The 21,985-nt window shown below is 69.0% G+C and carries 14 protein-coding genes and 2 pseudogenes; 13 read left to right on the plus strand and 3 right to left on the minus strand.

The window, feature by feature from the left end:
* Positions 1–46 precede the first annotated feature (46 nt).
* Positions 47–946: a 2-hydroxyacid dehydrogenase gene (locus tag GA0070608_RS29085; RefSeq protein ID WP_091636440.1), complete on the plus strand. Its 900-nt coding sequence runs from the start codon at positions 47–49 to the stop codon at positions 944–946.
* A 523-nt stretch (positions 947–1,469) separates the two neighbouring features.
* Positions 1,470–1,691: pseudogene (locus GA0070608_RS33850) on the plus strand (IS5/IS1182 family transposase); the annotation flags it as partial.
* A 32-nt stretch (positions 1,692–1,723) separates the two neighbouring features.
* Here GA0070608_RS33850 and GA0070608_RS29095 read toward each other — a convergent pair.
* On the minus strand, positions 1,724–2,566 hold the full coding sequence (locus GA0070608_RS29095) for an IS5 family transposase (protein WP_091632506.1): 843 nt from the start codon (positions 2,564–2,566) through the stop codon (positions 1,724–1,726).
* 332 nt (positions 2,567–2,898) lie between these two features.
* Between GA0070608_RS29095 and GA0070608_RS29100 the strand changes: the two genes are divergently transcribed.
* Positions 2,899–3,645, plus strand: coding sequence for an ABC transporter ATP-binding protein (locus GA0070608_RS29100; RefSeq protein WP_091632509.1), 747 nt, complete (start codon positions 2,899–2,901; stop codon positions 3,643–3,645).
* Entirely contained in the window at positions 3,642–6,248 is a 2,607-nt protein-coding gene (locus GA0070608_RS29105) for an ABC transporter permease (RefSeq protein ID WP_245716004.1), read from the plus strand. Before GA0070608_RS29100 ends, GA0070608_RS29105 begins: the two co-directional genes overlap by 4 nt.
* Before the next feature lie 50 nt (positions 6,249–6,298).
* Here the strand turns inward: GA0070608_RS29105 and GA0070608_RS29110 are convergent, their stop codons facing one another.
* Complete coding sequence (locus GA0070608_RS29110; RefSeq protein ID WP_091632516.1) at positions 6,299–6,958, minus strand: LuxR C-terminal-related transcriptional regulator; 660 nt, start codon at positions 6,956–6,958, stop codon at positions 6,299–6,301.
* Complete coding sequence (locus GA0070608_RS29115) at positions 6,946–8,061, minus strand: sensor histidine kinase (protein WP_245716005.1); 1,116 nt, start codon at positions 8,059–8,061, stop codon at positions 6,946–6,948. The genes GA0070608_RS29110 and GA0070608_RS29115 overlap by 13 nt, the downstream gene beginning before the upstream one ends.
* Before the next feature lie 1,100 nt (positions 8,062–9,161).
* Between GA0070608_RS29115 and GA0070608_RS29120 the strand changes: the two genes are divergently transcribed.
* The 9 genes and pseudogenes from GA0070608_RS29120 (at position 9,162) to GA0070608_RS29160 (ending at position 21,674) form a co-directional block, all read left to right on the plus strand.
* Positions 9,162–11,861 (plus strand): AAA family ATPase, encoded by a 2,700-nt coding sequence (locus GA0070608_RS29120; RefSeq protein WP_091636443.1) that lies wholly within the window; start codon positions 9,162–9,164, stop codon positions 11,859–11,861.
* 3 nt (positions 11,862–11,864) lie between these two features.
* The gene (locus tag GA0070608_RS29125) at positions 11,865–12,743 is read left to right on the plus strand and encodes an alpha/beta fold hydrolase (RefSeq protein WP_091632524.1); all 879 of its coding nucleotides are present in this window, start codon (positions 11,865–11,867) and stop codon (positions 12,741–12,743) included.
* A gap of 342 nt (positions 12,744–13,085) precedes the next feature.
* Positions 13,086–13,757, plus strand: coding sequence for an ABC transporter ATP-binding protein (locus GA0070608_RS29130; RefSeq protein ID WP_245716006.1), 672 nt, complete (start codon positions 13,086–13,088; stop codon positions 13,755–13,757).
* Positions 13,754–15,364, plus strand: coding sequence for a hypothetical protein (locus tag GA0070608_RS29135; RefSeq protein ID WP_091632531.1), 1,611 nt, complete (start codon positions 13,754–13,756; stop codon positions 15,362–15,364). The genes GA0070608_RS29130 and GA0070608_RS29135 overlap by 4 nt, the downstream gene beginning before the upstream one ends.
* A 47-nt stretch (positions 15,365–15,411) precedes the next feature.
* Positions 15,412–16,380, plus strand: a pseudogene (trpD, locus tag GA0070608_RS29140) (anthranilate phosphoribosyltransferase); the annotation flags it as partial.
* Positions 16,381–16,934: 554 nt separating this feature from the next.
* Positions 16,935–17,444, plus strand: coding sequence for a hypothetical protein (locus tag GA0070608_RS29145; protein WP_091632539.1), 510 nt, complete (start codon positions 16,935–16,937; stop codon positions 17,442–17,444).
* Positions 17,445–18,013: 569 nt separating this feature from the next.
* Complete coding sequence (locus GA0070608_RS29150) at positions 18,014–19,153, plus strand: DUF932 domain-containing protein (protein ID WP_091632544.1); 1,140 nt, start codon at positions 18,014–18,016, stop codon at positions 19,151–19,153.
* Positions 19,154–19,279: 126 nt separating this feature from the next.
* A complete protein-coding gene (locus GA0070608_RS29155) occupies positions 19,280–19,816 on the plus strand; it encodes a hypothetical protein (protein WP_091632547.1) in 537 nt (178 codons plus the stop codon).
* A gap of 334 nt (positions 19,817–20,150) precedes the next feature.
* Positions 20,151–21,674, plus strand: a complete 1,524-nt coding sequence (locus tag GA0070608_RS29160; RefSeq protein ID WP_245716007.1) for a ParB/RepB/Spo0J family partition protein — start codon at positions 20,151–20,153, stop codon at positions 21,672–21,674.
* Positions 21,675–21,985 lie beyond the last annotated feature (311 nt).

Below are 21,985 nucleotides of genomic sequence, written 5' to 3' on the forward strand. Positions count from 1 at the left end.
CTGTGCTCCCGGACATCCGACTGTCCACCGAGGCATGATGATCGGCATGCGTTACCTGCTGCCTCACCCCGACGCCGTGGCCGACCTCAGCGATCTTGACGTCGGGCTTTACGACGGCACGCAACCCCTCCCAGAGAACCTGGACGACGTCGAGTTGTACGCGGTGCCGTACGGGATCATCGATCCGCGCCTGTGTGAGCCGATCACTCGGATGCCTCGGCTCAACGTTGTGCAGACAGTGACCGCTGGTTACGACCACGTCCTGCCATTCCTGCGGCCTGGTCTGACCCTGGCCAACGGCCGGGGCGTTCACGATGCGGCTACCGCCGAACTCGCCGTGACGCTTACGCTCGCCGCCCGGCGCGGACTGCCGCAACTCGTTCGGGCGGGCGACGAGGGCCGCTGGGACCCGTACTGGTCGCGTGGACTAACTGACGCCCGGGTCCTCATCGTCGGCTACGGCTCGATCGGCGCCGCGATCGAACGCCGGCTCGCCGGGTTCGAGGTAGCCGTCAGCCGGGTGGCCCGGACTGCCCGCCCCGGGGTCCGGCCGATCTCGGAGATCGCGGACATGCTGCCGCACGCGGACGTCGTCATCCTTTCCGCACCGCTAACCCCGGAAACCGAAGGCATGGTGAACTCGGACTTCCTAGCCAAGATGGCCGACGGGGCCCTGCTGGTAAACGTGTCAAGGGGCCGAGTGGTGGACACCGACGCGCTGCTCACCGAACTCAGCAAAGGCCGGATGCACGCCGCCTTGGACGTTACAGAGCCCGAGCCGCTGCCCGCTGGTCACCCGCTGTGGTCCGCGCCGAATGTCCTTATCAGCCCGCACGTCGGCGGCCTGACCGCTGCGTTGTCACCCCGGGCTCGCCGCTTGTTGGTCAACCAGGTCCGGCGGCACGCAGCGGGCGAACCACTCGCGAACGTTGTCGTCGCGCCATGATCGCCCACTGCAGACGTCCGAGGTAGCGGCGACCCTCGCCCACGGGCACGTACCGTTGATGCTTCAGCCCAGGGCGGACGGGCCGGTCGAAACAGTGACCCAGGCTTGAAAGGTCAGGCCCGGGTGTATGGATCGGCGCGCTGGGGCAGCTAGTGTTCGAAGCGAGGCTTCCTCTGGTGACGAAGCATGCGTGCAATTGACGCTGGGATCGGTCCAGGCGGCAGGCCAGATCGTGATGCTGGCCGGTCGCACTACGCCGGTGCCTCGCTGAAAGAACTCGTGCAGAGCGCTCGCCATCAGGTCGGGGGCCGTCGTAGTCGCGAAGTGCGACTCGCCGGGCCAGATAGTTCGGCGAGCTGTGGGCAGGGCGTCGGCGAGAGCCGTCATCGTGGTGGGCATCGGCTCCCATGTGTCTGCGCCTTACAACATCAACAGCGTCGGAATGGTGATCGAGGACCACTGGGACGGATCTGTGCTGTCGTCGGTGAGCGCCGTGAGGTCGTGCAGCCAGCCGATCGCCGAGCTCCGCACGCGCGGTATCACACCTGTCATCGCCCGACGCGGCATCGCGCACGGCTCTGGACTCGGCACTCGACGCTGGGTCGTCGTGCAGACCATCGCCCTGCTGCACTGGTTCCGGCGCCTCCGAATCCGCTGGGAGATCCGCGACGACATCCACGAAGCGTTCCTCACCCCCGCCTGCGCCGTCATCTGCTGGCGCCGACTCCAACGCTCAAAGAGTTAGGAGTTCTAAGAGGTCGCGCAGATTGGTGGTGATCATCGGCGGCGGGTGGGGCGGGTGTCCCACCGGTAGGTGGTCCACGCTCGTCTGAGCAGGCTACGGACGGTAATGATCGCGTCGGCGAGGTCGAAGAACGCGTCGATGACCTTCTCGGTTCGTTCGTAGCAGCGTTGTAGTCGGTTGAACGCGTTGTGCCAGCTGTTCGTCCGTTCGACATGCCACCGTTGGCCCGCCTGGATGGGCGCCTTGTCGCCCTTGTGGGCGATCTTGCCGGTCAGGCCGCGTTCGGCCAGCAGCGTGCGGGTGACCGCCGAGTCGTATCCGGCGTCGAGGTGCACCGCGATGGTCTCGGGGAGTGGGCCCAGGTCGTCGAGCCGGTCGAGGGTGGGTGCCAGCAGCGGTGAGTCGTGTCGGTTCGCGCCGGCCAGGACCCGGCCGAGGGGGATGCCGTGACCGTCGACCATTATCGAGCGTTTCATTCCTTGCTTGCCCCGGTCGACCGGGGACCGTCCGGCGCAGTCGCCTCCGCCGGGCGCTTTGGTGATACAGCCGTCCACGGCGATGTCGTCCAGGACCAGGCCGACGAGCCGGTCGTAGGCGTCCATCGCGATCTGCTTGAGCTGGGCGAACGCCCCGAGGCGGATCCACTCGTCACGACGGCCGCGGATCGTGGCGGCCGAGCAGGTGGCATCGGCGATCGCCTCGTAGGAACAGCCGAACCGCAGCACCTGAATCAGCTTGTCGAACACGATCCGGTCATCGACCCGCCTGCGGTGGCAGCCCAACGGATGCGTCGGGGCGTACGTCGGCCGGTCAGGTAGCAGCGCGGTGAACTGGACCCACAGTGGCTCGATCAGCCATGCTGGGATAGCAGGCACAGGATCTCCCGGTGATCACGAGGCGTAAGCACCTTCATGATCATGGATCTTGTGCCTGCACTCGTTCAGCAACGCCCGTCCAGCCTCGCCATTCTGCGCGGGCTCTAAGTGCGGACCGACGCAGCGGAGTCGGGATTGTGCCAACATCAACTCCCGGCTGGACATCGCGGCGAAACTACAGCTGGCTGTACCTCAGTTCCGGTAGTAGGAGGTATCGGCCCAGGCCGCCGCCACTCCTAGCATCGGACGGCATGAGATCAACGAGGGACCCGTCAAGACGGCGCGTCCCGCACGCCGAGACCGCCCCGACCGACTCGCCATACACCCGCGCAATGCCGACATCCGGGGCATCGTCGTACGCGGTGCGCTTAGAGTCGGTGTCGAAGGAGTACGGGTCGGGGAAGAACGCGGTACGGGCTCTCGACGCGGTGACAGCCGACTTCCCACGCGGTACGTTCACCGCCGTCATGGGCCCGTCCGGGTCCGGCAAGAGCACATTTCTGAACTGCGCGGCCGGTCTGGACCGGCCGACGTCGGGCCGGGTCATGCTGGGCGACACGGAACTGTCCAGCACGTCGGAGAGCGAGCTGACCGAACTGCGGCGCGACCGGATCGGGTTCGTCTTCCAGGCGTACAACCTGCTGGGGGCGCTGACCGTCGAGGAGAACGTCACGCTGCCGCTGCGGCTGGCGGACCGGAAGACCGACCAGGCGTTCCTGCGAGAAGTGCTCACCGCGGTCGGCCTCGGTGAGCACGTCAAGCGGCGGCCGGGCGAACTTTCCGGCGGTCAGCAGCAGCGAGTCGCGGTCGCCCGCGCGCTGATCACCCGCCCGGATGTGGTGGTCGCGGACGAGCCGACCGGCGCGTTGGATACCCGGTCCAGCAAGCAGGTTCTGGAACTGCTGCGACACGTCGTGGACGACATGGGGCAGACCGTGCTGATGGTCACCCACGACCCGGTCGCCGCCTCCTTCGCCGACTCGGTCGTGTTTCTAGCCGACGGCAGGATCGCGGGCGAGCTGACCCGACCCACTCCGGAGCAGGTTGCGTCGCACATGACGCACCTGGGCGAGTGGTGATCCGGCGCATCCGGCGGCTGGTCCACCTCGTGGTGCCGTACCGCAAAGATCTGTCGCTGGCGTGGAGCACGATCAAGGGGCGCAAGGGCGGTTTCGTCGGCTCCTTCCTCGCGATCGCCGCGGGCTCGGCAGTGATCACCGCATGCGGGATACTGCTGGTGTCCGGCCTCGGCACCGGCGTGACCCCCGAGCGCTACTCGGGCGCAGCGGTGGTCCTCGGCGCTGAGCAGTCGTTCTGGCTGGACGAGACCGCCGAGGTCCGCTACAGCGAGCGCGTCACGCTGCCCGCCGACAAGATCGCCGCCGTCGCCGCGGTGCCCGGTGTTCAGTCGGCCATCGGAGACGTCAACGTCGAGGTCAGCGTGCTGACCTCGAACGGCGACGCAGTGGCCGGCCCGGACGGCTTCCCGATGTTCGGACACGGCTGGTCCGCTGCGGCGCTCGCGCCGTTCCGAGTCCGCGAGGGCCGCGCACCCGCCGCGCCCGACGAAGTTGTGCTCGACGCCGACCTCGCCGCGCGCGGCGACGTGTCGCTCGACGCGACGGTGCGCCTCGTGGTCGGCTCGATCCCGTCGTCCTACCGCGTCGTGGGCATTGCCACCGCGCCGGGGGATGGGTTGGACCGGCAGTCCGCCGTGTTCGTCACCGACGATCAGGCGTCCAAGCTGTCCGGCCGTCCGGACCGGGTGGACGCCATCGGCGTGCTCGCCGCACCCGGTGTGACACCGGAGCAGTTGGCCAAGCGCATCACGGCCGCCGTGCCGGGCGTGGTGGCCCATACCGGCGCGGGACGCGGCGACGTGGAGTTCCTGGACGTAGGCGACGCCCGCAGCCTAGTAGTCGAGTCGGCCGCGTCGTTCGGCGGCACCATGGTGCTGATCGTGGGGTTCGTGGTGGCCAGCACCCTCGCCCTGTCGGTGCGGCAGCGGAGACGCGAACTGGCCCTGCTGCGAGCCATCGGCGCGACGCCAAAACAGATCCACTGGATGATCGACGCCGAGATCACCCTCGTGTCGTCGGTCGGCGCCGTCGTCGGCGCGATGCCCGGTGTGGCGCTCGCGTTCGTGATGCGCGGCGTGTTCGTCCTCGCGGACGCGATACCTCCGGACTTCCAGATGCGGGTGGGGTTGTTGCCCCTCCTGGCCTCCCTGGTGCTGTGCATGACCAGCGCCCGGCTCGCCGGCTGGCTGGTCGCGCGCCGGGTGGCCAAGGTCAGCCCGGTCGAGGCGATCGGAGACGCCACGGTCGAGCCCCAGAAAATCGGCTGGGTCCGGTTGACCATCGGCGTCCTACTCATCCCGCTCGGGCTGCTGCTGACCTTGGGCAACGTCGCGTCGCCGGGCGACTCGGCCGCCGACACCGCGGGGAGCGCGGTCCTGTTGTTCGTCGTGGCGCTCGGGTGTCTTGGACCCCTGCTGCTTCGCGGCGCCATCGTGCTGTTCGGCTCGCGCCTGAACCGGCAGACCACGGCCGGCGGCTTCCTCGCCCAGGCCAACGCGCGGGCCAACTCGCAGCGGCTCAGCTCGGCCACCACACCGCTGGCCATGGGCGTAACCCTGGCCGCCGTGCAGGTGTTCGGCGCCTCCACGACGATCGCCGGAGCGCAGCACCAACTCGAGAACGGCCTGCGGGCCGACCACGTACTGACCGCCTCGTCCGGTGCCGGTGTGTCCCCGGAGGTCGTAGACGCCGTGCGCAGCGTGCCCGGCGTCGCCGTGGCGACGCCGATGGCACGGACGCAGGTGCTGTTGACATTCCCGTCCGAGGACAGCACCGCCACCAAGGTCTTCGCCGCCCAGGGCGTGGCACCCGAACGGCTCTCCGAAACCATGGACCTCGCGGTGGACCAGGGCGACATCGCCGACCTGCGGGGCGACGCGGTGGCGCTGAGCCGGGTCGTCGCGCAGACCGTCCGAGCGAAAGTCGGCGGGACGATCGAGCTCCGGCTCGGCGACGGCACGGTGGTCAAGCCACGGGTGGTGGCGATCTACGAGAACGGCCTGGGCTTCGGGGACATCACCCTGCCCAACGACCTCGTCATCGCCCACACCACCGCGCGGGTGGACACCGCAGTACTGATCAGATCGGTGCACGGGACCGCCCCAGAGGCTCTCGCCGGCGCGCTGCGTGGCGCCGTCGCACGCTACCCCACGGTCCAGGTCGGCGACCGGCAGACGTTCCTGGCCGCACCCGGGTCCGGCGGCTCGGGTGACTGGGCGCTGAACCTGCTGTTCCAGACGGTGCTGCTGGGCTACATCGCCATCGCCGTGGTGAACACCCTCGTGATGGCCACAGCGGCGCGAGTTCGCGAGTTCGCGATGCTGCGACTCATCGGCGCCAGCCGAGACCAGGTCCGCGCGATGATGAACGGCGAGGCCAGGATCGTGGTCTTTTCGGCGCTGCTGTTCGGCTTGCTGGCAACGATCCCACCGCTGATCGGCATCAGCCTCGGATTGACGAAGTCGTCCGTTCCCACGATTTCCCTCACCGGGCTCACGGCGATCGTGACGCTCACCATCGCACTCTCCTGGGTTGCGATCAGTATGGCCACCCGGTACGCGATGCGATCCGCGCCGGTCGACGCGATCGGCGGGCGCGAGTGAGCCGTTTGGCGGCGGCTCGCGAGTGATCGACGACGGAGACGGGGGTCAGGTTAGCGACCGCTCATCTGGCCCCCGGCGTTGAGGTAGGCGAGGACGGCGAGGACGCGGCGATGGCCGCTGTCGGTCACGGCGAGACCGAGCTTGGCGAAGATGTTGCCGATGTGCTTGTGGACAGCGTTGTCGGTGATAACCAGCTGCGTTGCGATCGCGTTGTTGTCGTGACCCTGTGCCATCAATGCGAGCACCTCGCGTTCGCGTGGGGTGAGGGCGGCGATCGGGTCGCCGGCGCGTTGGACGAGCTGGGCGATGACCTCGGCATCCATCGCGGTACCACCGGCGGCGACGCGGCGCAGCGCGTCGACGAACCCGTCCACCCGGCTGACCCGGTCCTTCAGGAGATAGCCGACGCCACCTCCGGTGGTGGAGAGCAGTTCGGCGGCGTACTGCTGCTCGACATATTGCGACAACACCAGGACCGGCAGGCCGGGATGCTCCCGGCGGGCCTGCAGGGCGGCACGGATACCTTCGTCGCGAAACGACGGCGGCAGCCGGACATCGACGATTGTGACGTCGGGCCGGTGCTCCCGCACGGCAGTGAGGAAACCCGCCGCATCCTCGGCGATGGCGGCGATCTGGAAGCCCGCTCGGCCCAGCAGCAGTTCCAGCCCGGTGGACAGCAGCACGTTGTCTTCGGCGATCACCACCCGCACGGCAGCTCCACGGTGATGGCCGTCGGCCCGCCGGCCGGACTGTCGACCTCGACGGTGCCGTCGAGCGCGAGTACCCGGCGCCGTATCCCGGCGATGCCGGTGCCCCGCCGATCGTCGGCACCGCCGGTACCGTTGTCAGTGATCGCCACCGACAACCGGTCCGCCGTGCGGCTCACCCGTACGCCGGCCGCGGTCGCCTGGCTGTGTTTGGTGACGTTGGTGAGTGCCTCGGCGACGGTGAAGTAGACAACGGCCTCCACAGCCGGCGGGACCCGTTCGAGGTCGCCGATGTCCAGCCGGGTTGGCACGCCGCAGCCGGTGGCCACGGCGGTCAGGGCACCGTCGAGGCCCCGATCGGCGAGAATCGGCGGATAGACGGAGCGGATCACCTCGCGCAGTTCGGTCATCGCCTCTTCGGTTCCTTCGTGTGCGTCCCGGAGAAGTCCTTCCACGAACTGCTCGTCCCGCGGATTGTCGGAGAACGCCTGCCGGGCCACGGCCAGCCGCATCGCGATGGCCACCAGCCGGGCCTGGGTGCCGTCGTGCAGGTCGCGTTCGATCCGGCGCAGCTCCGCGCCGTGCGCGTCGAGCACGTCCGCTCGGGTGCGGGTCAACACGGCGACCCGTTCGGCGAGCTGGTCGTTCGTCGAGTGCGACAGCACCACCAGGCAAATTCGGGCGTGTGCGCGAGCGATCGGTGCGAAGCCCACGTACGCCAGCCCGGTGAGGAGGAGGATCTGCAGTGGACCGAGGGTGAGGGCTGTCGCCCAGCCGGTCACCGGAACGTCGATGAACAGCCGTGGCCGGTCCTCCGGCCTGAACGCCCACCACAGCGGTGTGGCGATCAAGGCGACGACGATGTTGCCCGCGCATAGCAGCGCGGGCAGGCCAAACACCACCCCAGTCAGCGCGTTCACCGGCAGCCACAGCAGGGCGCGGGAGGTGCGGACCGTGGCCGAATCGGCCCATGCCCGGCGCCCTGTCGCGCGCAGAGCAGGACGCGATGCAAACGGCGCGCCGAGCAGCCGGCCGGCACGGTAACGGTGCCAGTCCGCCCACAGCCGGGACGGCCGCGGGATGCACAGCAGCGGCAGCGTGAGCACCGTGGCGACCCCGGAGAGTAGCGAGCCCAGCAGGTAGACCCCGCAACGCCGCACCCACACCCATCGTCCCCATCGTCGACTCGACGTCACAGGATGTCCTTTCCCTGTACCCGCCGAGGCAGCTCGCCTTGTCGACACGGCGTCAAGTCTGCCCGGTGGCCGCCGCCCGTGCCATGACAGGCAGCCGGCGGCCAGCCAGCGACGCAGCGGATCGGTGAGCGATGTGACGACGACCACAGCTCAAGCAGTTCGGCATCATCCACCGCGCTCAAAGTACAGAGCCAGCGAAACGAGTACACGCGTGCCACGATGCCAACATCAGCGCGTGCTTCTGCCGCAGTCCGTTGCCCGACCGACTCAGTGTGAGCATCGGAAACGGAACGCTGGCGCGCTCACCGCACGATATCGGCGCGGTTGGTGCTCCGACGTGTGTGTCTGGCGTACCTAGCGCTGCACTGGAAGCCGTACGCCGACAACCGGATGATCTATAGCGGCCCGCCGACAAGACACGCTGGAACTTGACAGGGAAGTGGGATGCCCGTTCCCCGACGACCGCTTCTGGGCCGACCTGAAGCCCACAGTCCAGCCGAGTGGGCGGACGCCGTCGCCTTCGACCACGCGATCCGAGACGGCTCCGCGCGGGCCACCGCCGACGGTGGTCTCTACAAGAATCCGGGGCGGTTCAGCGTCGGTTCGGCCTGAAGATCGGCTTCTGCACGATCTGTGATTGCGCGGATCTTCGTCTGTGCACGGGTTCACGGCCTTCTGCGGGCGTGACAGCTTCGGTCGGAAGCAGCCGGGGGAACCGAGCCGGCTGCGACCTGCCGGGCTCCGCTGCCCCGCTTGATCGGGGTGCGCACGCTGCCGTGGGCTCCCCGGGTGGCCCCTTGCCGGTGAAAGTCATCGCGTCTGTCCTGGTCAATGCCACGATGATGCCGTGTGTGCGGGCTGCGGTCGGGTCGTGGACCGCATCTCGGTGAAGCCCGGACGAGGCGGCCGGTGGCGGCGATCATGAACTGCACGTTCACGCCGTGTCACTGTTTGTGAGAAGTGACTCTGTGGGGATGGGACGGCGTGGAAGTCTCCTAGAGTGGTTGTTCGTGCTTTACGGCAGGTCGGCGGAGGTCAGCGCACTCGACGAGGTGATCGCGCGGGCTCGCGACGGCGTTGGTGGTGCGGTGGTGTTACGGGGCGAGGCAGGCGTGGGCAAGACGGCCCTGCTCGACGCGGCGGCCGTGCGGGGCGGCGCGATGCGTGTGCTGCGGACCACCGGCGTCGAGGCTGAGACCGACCTCGCGTTCGCAGCGCTGCACCAGGTGCTGTGGCCGGTCACCGGCATGCTCGACGCGCTGCCCGAACCGCAGCACGACGCGGTGTGCGCGGCGCTGGGGCTCGCCGCGGGCACCGCCGGCGATCGGTACCTGCTGGGCGCTGGCGTGCTTTCGCTGTTGGCCGAAGCCGCCGCGCCGGACGGGCTGATCTGCGTGGTCGACGACTTCCAGTGGATCGACCAGGCATCGGCCGACGCATTGCTGTTCGCCGCCAGGCGGCTGGCGACCGAAAAGATCGCGATGCTGTTCGCCGTGCGCGGGGACGCTCCGGTCAAGGATGTGCCGCTGACGGTGGAGGTGCGTGGCCTGCCCGGAGCCGCCGCGGCCGAGATGCTGGAGTCCCGCGGCGCTGTGCAGCCCCGTGTGGCGCGGGAACTCGTCACGCTGACCCGCGCGAACCCGCTCGCGCTGGGCGAGATCGCCGCCCGCCTGACACCCGCGCAACTCGCCGGACGCGAACCGCTGCCCGACCCACTGCCCGGCGGGGCCCGGCTGTTCGGCGATCGGGTGGCTGCGTTGTCCGCCGCTGCCTGGCTGCTCGCTCTGGTCGCCGCCGTGGAGGCTGACCTCGACCTGGTCCTGCGCGCCACCGACCGGTTGTCCGCCGAGCGAACGGTACGGCCCGGAGAGAACACGGGGGCGTGGACCGGGCGGATGGCGCTGGCCGAGCTGGAGGAGTCCGGGCTGGCCGAGATCTCGGGCCCGCGCGTGCGCTTCCGTCATCCGCTCATCCGGTCGGCGGTGCACGAGGCGGCCACCCCGGCCAGGATCCGCCGGGTGCATGCCGTACTGGCGGAACTCACCGAGGGTGACCGTCGCGCCTGGCACCTGGCCGGAGCCGCCATGGGCCAGGACGAGCGGGCCGCCACCGAGTTGGTGACCGCCGCGGAGCTGGCGCGCGACCGCGGTGGGTACGGCACCGCTGCCGCCGCCCTGGCCCGGGCCGCCGAGCTGACCCCCGAGCCGCGCACCCGAGCCGCCCGCCTGAAGGACGCCGCCGTCGCGGCCTGGCTCGGTGGCCGCCCGGGACAGGCGGAGTCGCTGCTGGCCGAGGCCCGTGACCAGGCTGGCGCGGATGCCGGCCTCACCATGGAGATCGCCCAGCTCAGGGGCAGATTCGAGCTGAACTCCGGCAACGCCACCGAGGCCGTGCGGATCCTGGCCGCAGGCGACAGCCTGGAGATGCTGGCCGATGCCGCGGAGGCCGCCTCGTACGTCGGCGACACGGCGGCCATCATCGAGCTCGGGCGGAGGGCGGCAGCGCACCGCGAGGGATTCTTGCGGGACACGGTGGCCGGGATCGGCCTGACGCTGGATGGCGACGCTGCCGGGCCGGGTCTGCTGCGGCGGGCGCTGGCGCGCGTCGGCGAACTGGGGGAGGCGGCGGAGTACCTGTGGGCGGCGGCCGCGGCCAGCCAACTGGGCGAGTCGGATCTGGCGACCGAGATGGCCGAGCGGGCCGGACGGGTGGCCAGGGTGTCGGGGATGACCGGGCAACTGCCGGTCGTGCTGGAGTTCGTGGCGACGGCCGACCGCATCGCCGGGCGGCTGGCAAGCAGCCAGGCCATCTCCGAGGAGGGCCTGGAACTGGCCCGCGAGGCCGGCTACGAGAACACCGTGGCCGCACACCTGGCCAACCTGGCGGTCCTGGCGGCGCTGCGAGGCGAGGAGGAGACCTGCGAACGGCAGGCTCGCGAGGCGCTGGCCATCGCCATACCCCACCGGGTGGGTCTGCGGGCAGGCGTCGCCACGTACGCGCTGGCGCTGCTCGACCTGTGCCTGGGACGCTACGCGACGGCGCACGACCGCTTCACGGCCATCGCCGCAGCGGGACCGGGTGTCGGGCATCCCACCGTGGTGTGGCGGACGGCGCCGGATCGCGTCGAGGCCGCCGTGGGCGCGGGCGACGAGGTGGGTGCGCGGGCGGCGCTCGCGGCGTACGAGCGATGGTCGGCGCACGCCGCGACGCCCGAGTCGCGCGCCCTGCTGGCCCGTTGCCGGGGCTTGGCCGAGTCGTCCGAGGACGCCTTCGGCGAGGCGTTGCGGCTGCACACCAACCCGTTCGAGGCGGCCAGGACGGCTCTGCTGCTGGGTGAGCGCCTGCGCCGCGCGCAGCGGCCGGGCGACGCGCGGGCGCATCTGCGGATGGCGTGGGAGACGTTCGAGCGGGCAGGCGCGAGGCCCTGGGCGAGGCGCGCACAAGGTGAGCTGCGGGCGGCGGGCGAGAGCGGGCAGGCCCCGGGCTGGGCCGTGCTGGACGCGCTGACCCCGCAGGAGTTGCGCATCGCGGGCCTGGTCGCCGACGGGTTGTCGAGCAAGCAGATCGCCGCCCAACTGTTCCTGAGCCCCCGCACGGTCGAGTACCACCTGTACAAGATCTATCCGAAGCTGGGCATCGGCTCCCGCACGGAACTGGCGCGACTAGTAGTTCTACAGAAGGCACCCGCGACGGAAGAGGACATGCTCTGAGACATGACTGAGGTGAACATCTGGAGTGAAGAGTTCGGCGCCGTCACGGATGCGCCGATCCTGTTGATCATGGGGTCGATGTCGCAGGGCGTCCTGTGGCCGGACGAGTTCGTCGGCCGCCTTGTCGCTGGAGGCCGCCGCGTGATCCGGTACGACCACCGTGACACCGGCATGTCGGGCACGGTCGACTTCGCGGCGCAGCCGTACACGTGGGACGACATCAAGAACGACGTGTACCGCGTGCTGGACAACCACGGCCTGGAGAGCGCCCACCTGGTCTGCCACTCGGCCGGCGGGCTGCTCGGCCAGTTCATCGCGGTGGAGCGGCCGGAGCGGGTACGCTCGCTGACTGTCATCGGCTCCTCGCCGCTCGGCGGCGGCGAAGGTCAGGTGATCATGCGGGCTCTGCTGGGGCAGCCGCAGCCTGACGACAGCCTGCCCGAGCCGGCGCCGGAGTTCGTGGCCTTCTACCGGTCGCTGATGACCGCCGCACCGCCAGCGGACCGGCGCGCCCAGATCAACAGCATGATCGCCGAACAGCGCGTGCTGCACGGCACCGGGCTGCCGTTCGACGAGGACGCGGCGCGCCGGCTACAGGAACGAATCTACGATCGGGCCCGCGACCTGACGGCGGTAACCAACCACCGGCTGGCCGCAGCGGCCAACCCGGACTTCGAGCCGGCGGGCGTGCTGCACCAACTGAAGGCGCCCACGCTGGTCATCGAGGGCAGCCACGAGCCGGTCAAGCCGGGCCACGGCGCGATCATCGCCGAACAGATCCCGGGAGCGCGGCTGATGATCACGGCGGGCATGGGGCACACGCTGCCGCCGGAGGTGCACGAGGAACTGGCCGCCGCCATCCTCACGCACACAACCGAGTGATAGCTCATCCGACTGGACAGAACGGTGAACTGGTGGTGGGAGAGCGGAGCCGAACGAACGTCGCTCTGCCGTAGCAGCGGGCTACTGCTGGCGTGCCGTCACTCAGATGGCCGCTCGGCGGCCAGTGCATTTCGTTGTGTACACGCTCCCCGGCAACCCGCTTCGACGTCCTGTCGCACGGACGAGATCCGCGGCCTGATTGACGAATAGTGCGGTCGAATTGACCGGTCTGCCGTTCCTTGCCGGAAAGAGACGATGCAAGTGTTCGATTCTGTCCCAGCCGTTGAGGTAACTGACCTCGCCCAGCGTTTCGGCGCTGTACTCGCCGTCGACCGGGTCAGCTTGAGCATCCCATCGGGAATGTGCTACGGCATCGTCGGCCCGAACGGGGCCGGCAAGACCACCATGCTGACGGCCATGTGCGGGTTGCGGGAGCCGACCTCCGGCACGATCAGGATCGCCGGTCATGACCTGCGAACCGATCGGCAAGCCGCGCTCGCCCAGCTCGGAATCATGATGGACGGGCTGTCGCTACCCGAACGGCTGACCGCCACCGAGGTGCTGCGGTACAGCGCCGGGCTGCGTGGGCTGGATGACAGCTGGCGGGTCCGCGCCGAGGACCTGCTGGAGATCCTTGGCCTCGACGCTACTCCACGCGCGCTGATCGTGGAGTATTCCACCGGTATGCGCAAAAAGATCAATCTGGCGCTGGCGATGCTGCACCGCCCCCGGGTGCTGGTCCTCGACGAGCCGTTCGAGGCAATCGACCCGGTCTCGGCCCGCTCCATCGAACAGGTGCTCACACAGTACGTCGCCGCCGGCGGCACGGTGGTCATGTCGAGCCACATGATGGACTTCGTCGAACGCAACTGCCGCCGGGTGGCGTTGGTGGCCGGTGGCCGGGTGTTGGTCGAGGGGCCGGTAGACGAGGTGGCAGCGAACGGGACGCTCAACGAACGTTTCGTCGAGCTGGTCGGCGCCGATCCGGTCCGCCCGCTGAGGTGGCTGACATGACCCGAGCCCTGTTCGCGCTGAAGCTGCGCCTGCTCCGCAACGGCCCGCACAACGAGCGCGGATTCAGCCTGGTCACCGGTATGGCCCTGGCCGCGTTGGTGGTCATCGGCGCAGCAGTGGCCAACCGCGGACTGCTCCACGAAGGCTGGATCGCCGTGGCGCTCACCGGATGGGGAGGCATGTGGCTGTTCGGCCCTCTGACCCAGCCACGCCACGATCCGTCGGTCATCTCGCGCGACTGGTTACGCGGCTATCCGCTGCGGCCATGGCGCGCGGCTCGGGCTTTGTCCTGGACCGAGCTGCTGGGCGTCGGCCCGCTGGTCACGCTGACCTGTCTGTCGTCCCTGGTCGTGCTGGCCGCACCGGGCGGCCTGACGGCGGCCACGATCGGCGCGGTGGCGATGGTGGCACAGCTGTACCTGCTGGTCTGGGCGGGTAAGACGGTGGCGGCGATCGCGGCCTGGCTGTTGCAGACCCGGGCCGGGATGAGGCTGGCCGCCACCCAGACCGCCGTCATGCTCGCGCTGTCGTTCGCTGGCTGGGTGCCGATCGCGGCATGGTTGCTGCCCCGCCTCGGTCAGAGCGACACCACCCTGGTCCTCCCCACCTTCGGGCAGCTACCCGCGCCGATCATCGACGTGCTCGCCCTCCTGCCCACGGGATGGGGGTACCGCGCCGCGATCGCCGCCCGTGACAGCGCCGGGACGGAAGCGGTCGTCGTGCCGCTGATGGCCCTCCTGACCCTGGGTGCACTGCTGCACATGGGCTGGACCACCCTGACAGCGCGGGCCCTACGCCGCCCACCCCGCCTCGTGACGCCGCGACGCCCTCACGCACCGGGTCATGGGCTGTCGCTTCCGTTCACGACGCCGCAGGTGTCCGCTGTCGTCTCGCGAGAGCTGGTTACCTGGTCGCGGGATCCCGCGCGCGGTATGGAACTGCGTAGCGCCTGGCTGACCCCGCTGCTGATGGCGCTCATCATCGCGGTCACCGACTGGAGTTGGGCGCTGCCCCTCGTGGGTCCCGCGGCGGCGGTGTTCGGCGCGATGGTCGCGGTCAACACCTACGCCCTGGACGGCACGGCCCTGTGGCAGCTGCTCACCACACCGGGCGCCCTTCAGGCTGACGTACGCGGCCGGATGGCGGCATGGTTCTTGTTATTCGGCGTACCGTCGATCGTGCTGGCGGCCGTGTTGTGGGCCGTGACCCGCTCTCCACTGGGCGTCGTCGCCATCAGCGGCGCCATCGCCGCAGCCGCAGTGGCCTGCGCCGTGGCACCGCTGATCGCGCTCCTGATGCCGGCTGTCGGCACCGATGCCCGCGATCGCCGCTACCCTGGACAACGAGCAGGCGATCCGACCGGTGGACAAATGACGATCTTCCCCGTGGTCCTGCTGGGCGCCATTCTCCCCGGCATCATCGGCGCCACCACCGGGGGTCACTTGTGGGCGCCGGTGCTCGCGGCCCTCCTGCTAGCCGCGGTCAGCCTCTCCCTGACCCCCACCCTCACCGCGCGTCTGCTGCAGCGGCAAGGCGCCAGCCTGCTCGACGTGATGGTCTCCAGCGACGCTGCCCTGTTGCACCGCCCTGCAACGAGAGCACCCTAGTACTGCCCTGTTACAGAGGTTGAATCGTCAGGGTTAGAGCGAGACGGGCGATGCGCGAGGTGATGCGCGGCGACGCCGAGCCCGCCGCGCTGGCCGGCTTCCTGATCGCGCTGCGCGGCAAGGGAGAGACCGCCAACGAGATCAGCGGGCTGATCGAGGCAATCCTGTCCGAGGCCGTCGCGGTGCCGGTCGACCAAGATGCCGTCGACATCGTCGGCACCGGCGGCGACCAGGCACACATAGTCAACATCTCCACCATGGCCGCTCTCGTGGCCTGCGGAGCGGGCATCCCCGTCGTCAAGCACGGCGGCCGGGCCGTGTCGTCCAAATCCGGATCCGCCGACGTCCTCGCCGCCCTCGGCATCCCCCTGGACCTCACGCCCGACGCCGTCGCACGCTGCGTCCAGGAGGCCGGCATCGGCTACCTGTTCGCGCCCCGCTTCCACGCCGGACTGCACCACGCCGCACCGATCCGCCGCATTTTGGGAGTGCCCACTGTGATCAACTTCGTGGCGCCCCTGGTCAACCCGGCCCAGCCCAGGGCCGGCTGCATCGGCTGCGCCAACCTACCCCTCGCTCCGGTGCTGGCCCAGGTCCTCGCCGACCGGCGCAGCAGCGCCCTCGTGGTCCGTGGCCACGACGAGCTCGACGAAATCTCGACCGCCACCCCCACCCAAGTGTGGGTCGCGTCGGGCAAGACCGTGCGCGAGACCGTTCTCGACGCCGCCGACTTCGGCCTGCCCCGGTCTAAGGCCGGCGACCTGGCTGGCGGCGACGCCACCTACAACGCCAAGGTCGCCCATCGCGTCCTCGTCGGCGACCGCGGCCCCGTCCGCGACGCCGTGCTAGTCAACGCCGCCGCCGGGATCGCCGCCTACTGCGGCCTCGACGGCGACCTCACCGCGGCCATCGGCGCCGGCCTGGCGGAGGCCACCCGGTCGATCGACTCCGGCGCCGCGCGCTCGGCCCTCGACCGCTGGGTCACCGTCGCGCAGGCCGCCAGCACCACCGGCTAAACGTCGGAGCCCGGTCGGTGGTCGACCGCCGGGGCCGGGCTTCACCGTCCGCGGTAGCAACGGCCAGAACGCCTCCCCAATCACGATCCGTGAGGTCGTGTCGTCACACAACCTCAACCAAGGTGCCCGGTAATTACAGCTAGCGCGGGACCGCGACTGATGCCGCCGGCATCACCTTCTGCTCAGATGGCCAGGACATCCACCGCGCGCCGCGCGGCGCCGACAAACGGCGGGTGTAGCCGTGATCGGACGCGTAGGCACGGTGTAGACGTCCGGTTCGTGGCCCGCCGGCCGACCGCGGACCACACACTTAACCCAACACCGTGAGCAACACTCACGATGCGCTGGCCGTGGCGCTACGGAGCCCAGCGATCGGAAAGCCCGAGATCCGACTGCTAGCATCAGAAGCTCTTCGGCCTCACGTTCACGGCGTTTGCGGTGTGAGGTTGGGATGTTGGTTGTTTCAGGCGGCCGGGGGGTTGCCACTTCGTCCGCGCGAGCGGATGAAGTCCCCCGGTCGTTTCCACCGCTGGACAGTCGCGGGCAGGGGCAGCATGGAGATCCGGACCATCGGTGGTCAGCCGCATACCGACATCGCCGGGGCGGCCGAGTTCACACGTCGTTCCGAGGCGACGGTCCGGCTCAAGACCTCCCCCAAGCAGCGCGAGCGGGGCTCTGGTTGGCCTGCGCCGGTCACGCAAGACAAGAAGTCATGGTTTCCGATCGACGAGCTGAAGCGCGTCCGGGACATCCTCCTGCCACAGATCGTCGAGTCCGCCAGAGCACGCGTTTATCAGATCAAGCTTGATGGCGATCCTGAGGAACTGCTGCCCGCCGCCGAATTTCGGAAGATCCTCGATATCAGTCCAGGCGCATGGGACTTGTACGCGGGCCGCAGCAAAGCAGCATGGAAACGGCACGAAGACGGCTACCTGCCCTTGTTCGATCTCGAAGAACCGGCACCTACGGGGGGCATGACCCGCTACTGGAAGCGCCGCCGCATACAGGAGTGGATCAACGCCAGGGGCGGGAGTGTCCAGGACCCAAATAGGCCATCCGAATAAGTTTGGCAGCACAGCGCCTAACCCACCCCGCTGAATCGACCCACTGCCGACAACCTCCGGCTCAATCAGCGTCTCGGCCGCCCAGCACCGCATTTAGCCGGCGTTTCGAGCTTCAAGCATGGCGACGGCCTCCGTCGTCATCGACCGATGAACCGCTGCGCCGACGGAAACCTTGTCAGGGTGAGGTCAAGAACCATCACCGGCAGTGGAGGAGGCGCTCGCCGTGTCCCGCCCGGCGATGCTCCTCACTGCACCGATGCAGTTGAGGTTAGGTCAACTGCGCCACGGTGGCAGTGACCAAACCCATTCGAGCCGTAACACGAAAGCAGACTTGGTGGCATGGCACAGCCCAAATTTCTCGCTTCCACCAAGATGCGCGCCACATCCTTCCCGTCATCATTCACCCTCGCGCTAAGCCGGCGAGCGCTACAAATCTCGCTCATAATTGCTTAAGAACGAGCGATTCAAGTAGACATATAGCGATAGGCCATGTATGCTTATATACATGAGGGAGGGGCGGCAACCCCCGACCGAATGACCAACAATCCAACCTCACCGAAGGAAGCGCCGTGAGCGACACGATCAGCACCATTCCCCTGTCGGCCCGACACGCCTCTCTGGCGGATTTGACCGCCATCCTCAATCAGCAGCAGGGCCACAAGCTCGACATCGTGGCCGGTACCGGGATGCTGCGAGCCGAGGCGGGCCACTTGCGCATCACGGGGGCGGACCCGGTTCTCACCGATACCGGGGTCACCTCCGCCGATGGGCTGTACCTGCCCACCGAAATCGGCGACGCCGGGCTCGGCGAGAAGCTGGGCATCCCCACCTCCTACCTGCGCAAGACCCGCGCCCAGGCTCTGCACCTCTACGACACCAACGTCAACGGCTGGTTCGATCTCCAACACGGCAAGCGATACCTCGCGCGCTGCCTGTCCGACGGCAACGGCGGCGGCATCCTGCGCGCCTTCCTCAGCGACGGCTACAAGATCATCGATCACCTGGACGTGCTGATGTCCGTGCTGACCGGCATCCGCGAGTCCGGGCTACGGGTGAACCTCGCGTGCGACCTGAGCGAGCGGCGCATGGTCGTCCGGGTCCACTCCGAGGCAATCAGGTCGCTCGCCCCGACCCTGCTGCGCAACTACCGCAGCCCGTTCACCGGCGCGACCGGCGCGGACAACCCGACCGTCTTCGCTGGGCTCGTCTTCGCCAACAGCGAGACCGGTTCCGGCGCGATGACCCTCACCCCGCGTCTCGTCGTTGAGGTCTGCGACAACGGCGTGACCATCACCAAGGACGTCCTGCGTGCGGTTCACCTGGGCGCGAAGATGGACGAGGGCACGATCCGGTGGAGCAACGACACCCACGAGGCGAATCTCAGCCTCATCGGTAAGCAGGCCCGCGACGCCGTACGCCGCTTCCTCGATGTCCGCTACATCCGCCGCAAGATCGAGGAGATCGAGGAGAAGGCGGGCCGGCGCATCCCGGACCCCGACCACACCATCCGCGTCGTCGGGCAGCGGCTGCGCTTCACCGAGGACGAGCAGCGCCTGATCCTCAACCACTTCATCGACGGCGGGGACCGCACCGCCGGGGGCGTGCTGCACGCGGTCACCAGCGCCGCGCAGACCCTCAACGACCCCGATGCCGCGTTCGACATGGAGAACGTCGGCATCCGCGCCATGGAGATCGCTGCCACGCTCTGACCGTTGGTCGGGTGCCGCTGCCAGCGGCACCCGACCCGCAGCGGCCCGCACCCGCGACTTCCCGCCGGTGCACGCACGGTTCTCGCGTGCCATCCCGTGCCGATTTTCTTCCACGATGGAGCACCCATGCCCATGTTCATCGGGCTGCCTCACGGCGTATCACTGCCCCGAAACCTCGCAGAGCCCGACGCGCGACACCTCGTATCCGTACTCGCCCGCACCTTTCAATGGACCGGCCCCCTGTTCGGCCGCGCGGAAGTCGAGGCGTACCTACACGCCCAGGCAGACGACCCCGCAACCCTGCCCAGCCCCGCACTGACCGAAGAGAACTGGCAGCGCGTGCAGAAGACCGCCGCGTGGAAAGGCCTCGCCCTCGATGCCCGCCGCGCGATCGCCACAGCCGACGTCATCGGTCAAGCCCTCCGGCAGGCCGGCTGCTGCTGCACCCACTGCGACACCCCGATCTCCGGCCCACCAACCGCCAACTGGGGCCTGTGCCCCGTCTGCCTGAACCGCGCACACCTCGCCGACCTGCAGCTCATGCCTTGCCCCGCAGGCGACGGTGCCAGCAAACACCGCTGGGACGGCGGCACCTGCACCGACTGCACCATGCCGTCACCACCCAACCGCCCACACCTCACCGCCCTTGCCACAGCGGCCTGACTGACCAAAACCCGGTTCCTTGACAACTCCACAGCGACCCGCGCGTAGCCCACCACCGCTGCCCCTGGCAGCGGTCCCCTGAACCACCGGAGTGCGCTGGACGGCAACCCCAGACGCGCCCCGGCTCAACCAACACACCCACAACCCGAAGGGAGCACGAACCGTGCTCACGGAAACCGCACCCGCACCGCAGATCGACAACGAAACCCCCGGCGACTCCCCGGACGCCCTCGGTCTTCCCGAAGCAACCGAGGCAGCGACGCCCCACAGCGACGCCCGGTCGCAAGGCACCGGCGACGACCAGGACATGCCCGAACTGCCCGGCCGGCACTGCATGGTCGAGGTCGCCAACATCAAACCGAACCCGAGCAACGCCCGCGACGACGCGCAGGCCCTCCCCGGCATCGTGCAGAACCTGCACCAGGACGGCGTTCGCGGCCTGCTCTCGCCGCTGATCGTCACGCCGCTCGGGCTCGCCGACGAAGGCCCGTACCTCATCATCGACGGCGAACAGCGCTACTGGTCCGCCGTCGAGGCAGAGCAGAAGTGGATCTCTGTCATCGTCCGTGACGACCTGGTCGCCAACCGTCAACAGCTCATCAGCATGCTCCGGCAGGTCCACCGCACCGAACTCACCGCAGCCCAGCAAGCCCGAGGCATCCAGCAACTCGCCCTCGACGGCATGACCGACGACGACATCGCCCGCCACACCGGCTACCGGCCAGAGCAGATCAAGGCCGGGCAGCAACTCGCCACCCTCGACAAGCGGACCACCGAGCGCACGCACACCCTCGGGCTCGACCTCACCCAGGTCGCCGCGCTCGCAGAATTCGCCGACGAACCCGAATGCGTCGAAACGCTGCTGGACGAGGCCGAGAACGGGCCCTTCGCGTTCGCCCGAGCCGTCGAGCAATATCGCGGCACCCGGGCCGCCATCGCCGCAGAAGCCGCCCGCCGCGCCGAACTTGTCGCCGCCGGAATCACGCTGCTGTCCGAGCACCCCCGATACAACGACCCCAAGATCAAGGAGGTCAGCGACCTACGCGACGCCGAGGGCAACCACGTCGACCCCGAAGGGCACAACGGCTGCCCCGGCCACGCCGTCCGGCTTTTCCTCACCTACGACGACCGACTGACGGAAACCACTTACTGCACCGACTGGCGCGCGCACGGCCACGCCCTGCCCGCCTACGCCATGACCTCCACCCGCAGCGGTCCCATGACCGAACAGGAGAAGGCCGAACGGCGACTGGTCATCGAGAACAACAAGGCCATGGATGTCGCCAACACGGTCCGCCGTGAATGGCTGGCGACGTTCCTGACCGCCAAGACCCCACCGAAGGGAACCGCGAAGCTCATCGCGGAGATGCTGGCCGACTCCGGCTACATCCTCTCCACCTGGGTCAACGGCGGACGGAAGATGCTCGACGAACTCCTGTCACCGGGCAAGACCAAGCGACCCGGCACCAAACGCGTCCCCACGCGAGGTGTCAGCGACGGCCGCTACTCGGTCATCTCGCTCACGGCAATCGCCGCCGCCAACGAAAGCGGCATCACCCGCTCCTCCTGGCGGGCACCCGACCCGGCGGTCGCCAAGTGGTTGCAGTGGTGCGTCTCCAACGGCTTCCAAGTCGGCGCGGTCGAACAGCTCATCATCGACTCCGTCGCCAACCGCACCAAGCAGCGCAACGACCTCAACGTCGTCACGGCCCCTGAGCCCGACGAGCTGCTATCTGGGCTCGACACCGACACCGCCGACAACGAGATCGCGCGCCAGCCGGACGGGGAAACGCCCAGCCCCTCGGACGACACCGACGAACCTGCCGCTTCCGAGCCCGAAAGCCGTCTCGCCGCCTGATACAGCCGGTCGGGGGCCACATCAAGCCCCCGACCGGCACCCCCTCAACACTCGGACACGCCCTCCCCCTCATCTCGCGTCGAGGCCCTCAGCCCGTACAACGAAGGCCACCAGCCCTCTGATGGCAATTCCGAAACACCAGCAACGAACCTCATTCTTCGAAGCCACCGATCGGCTCAGCGCCGCTCGCCTACGCGCGGTGCCCAGATCCAGGGCGCATCGAGCGCCCGGCTCCGGACGAGGGGCGCTCACGCGCCGCCCCTCGCCTCCCCCGGCTCCCCACTCCCCCACCGTCCGCCCCGCACGGCACA

This window comes from Micromonospora peucetia (assembly GCF_900091625.1).
Taxonomy (GTDB): Bacteria; Actinomycetota; Actinomycetes; order Mycobacteriales; family Micromonosporaceae; genus Micromonospora; species Micromonospora peucetia.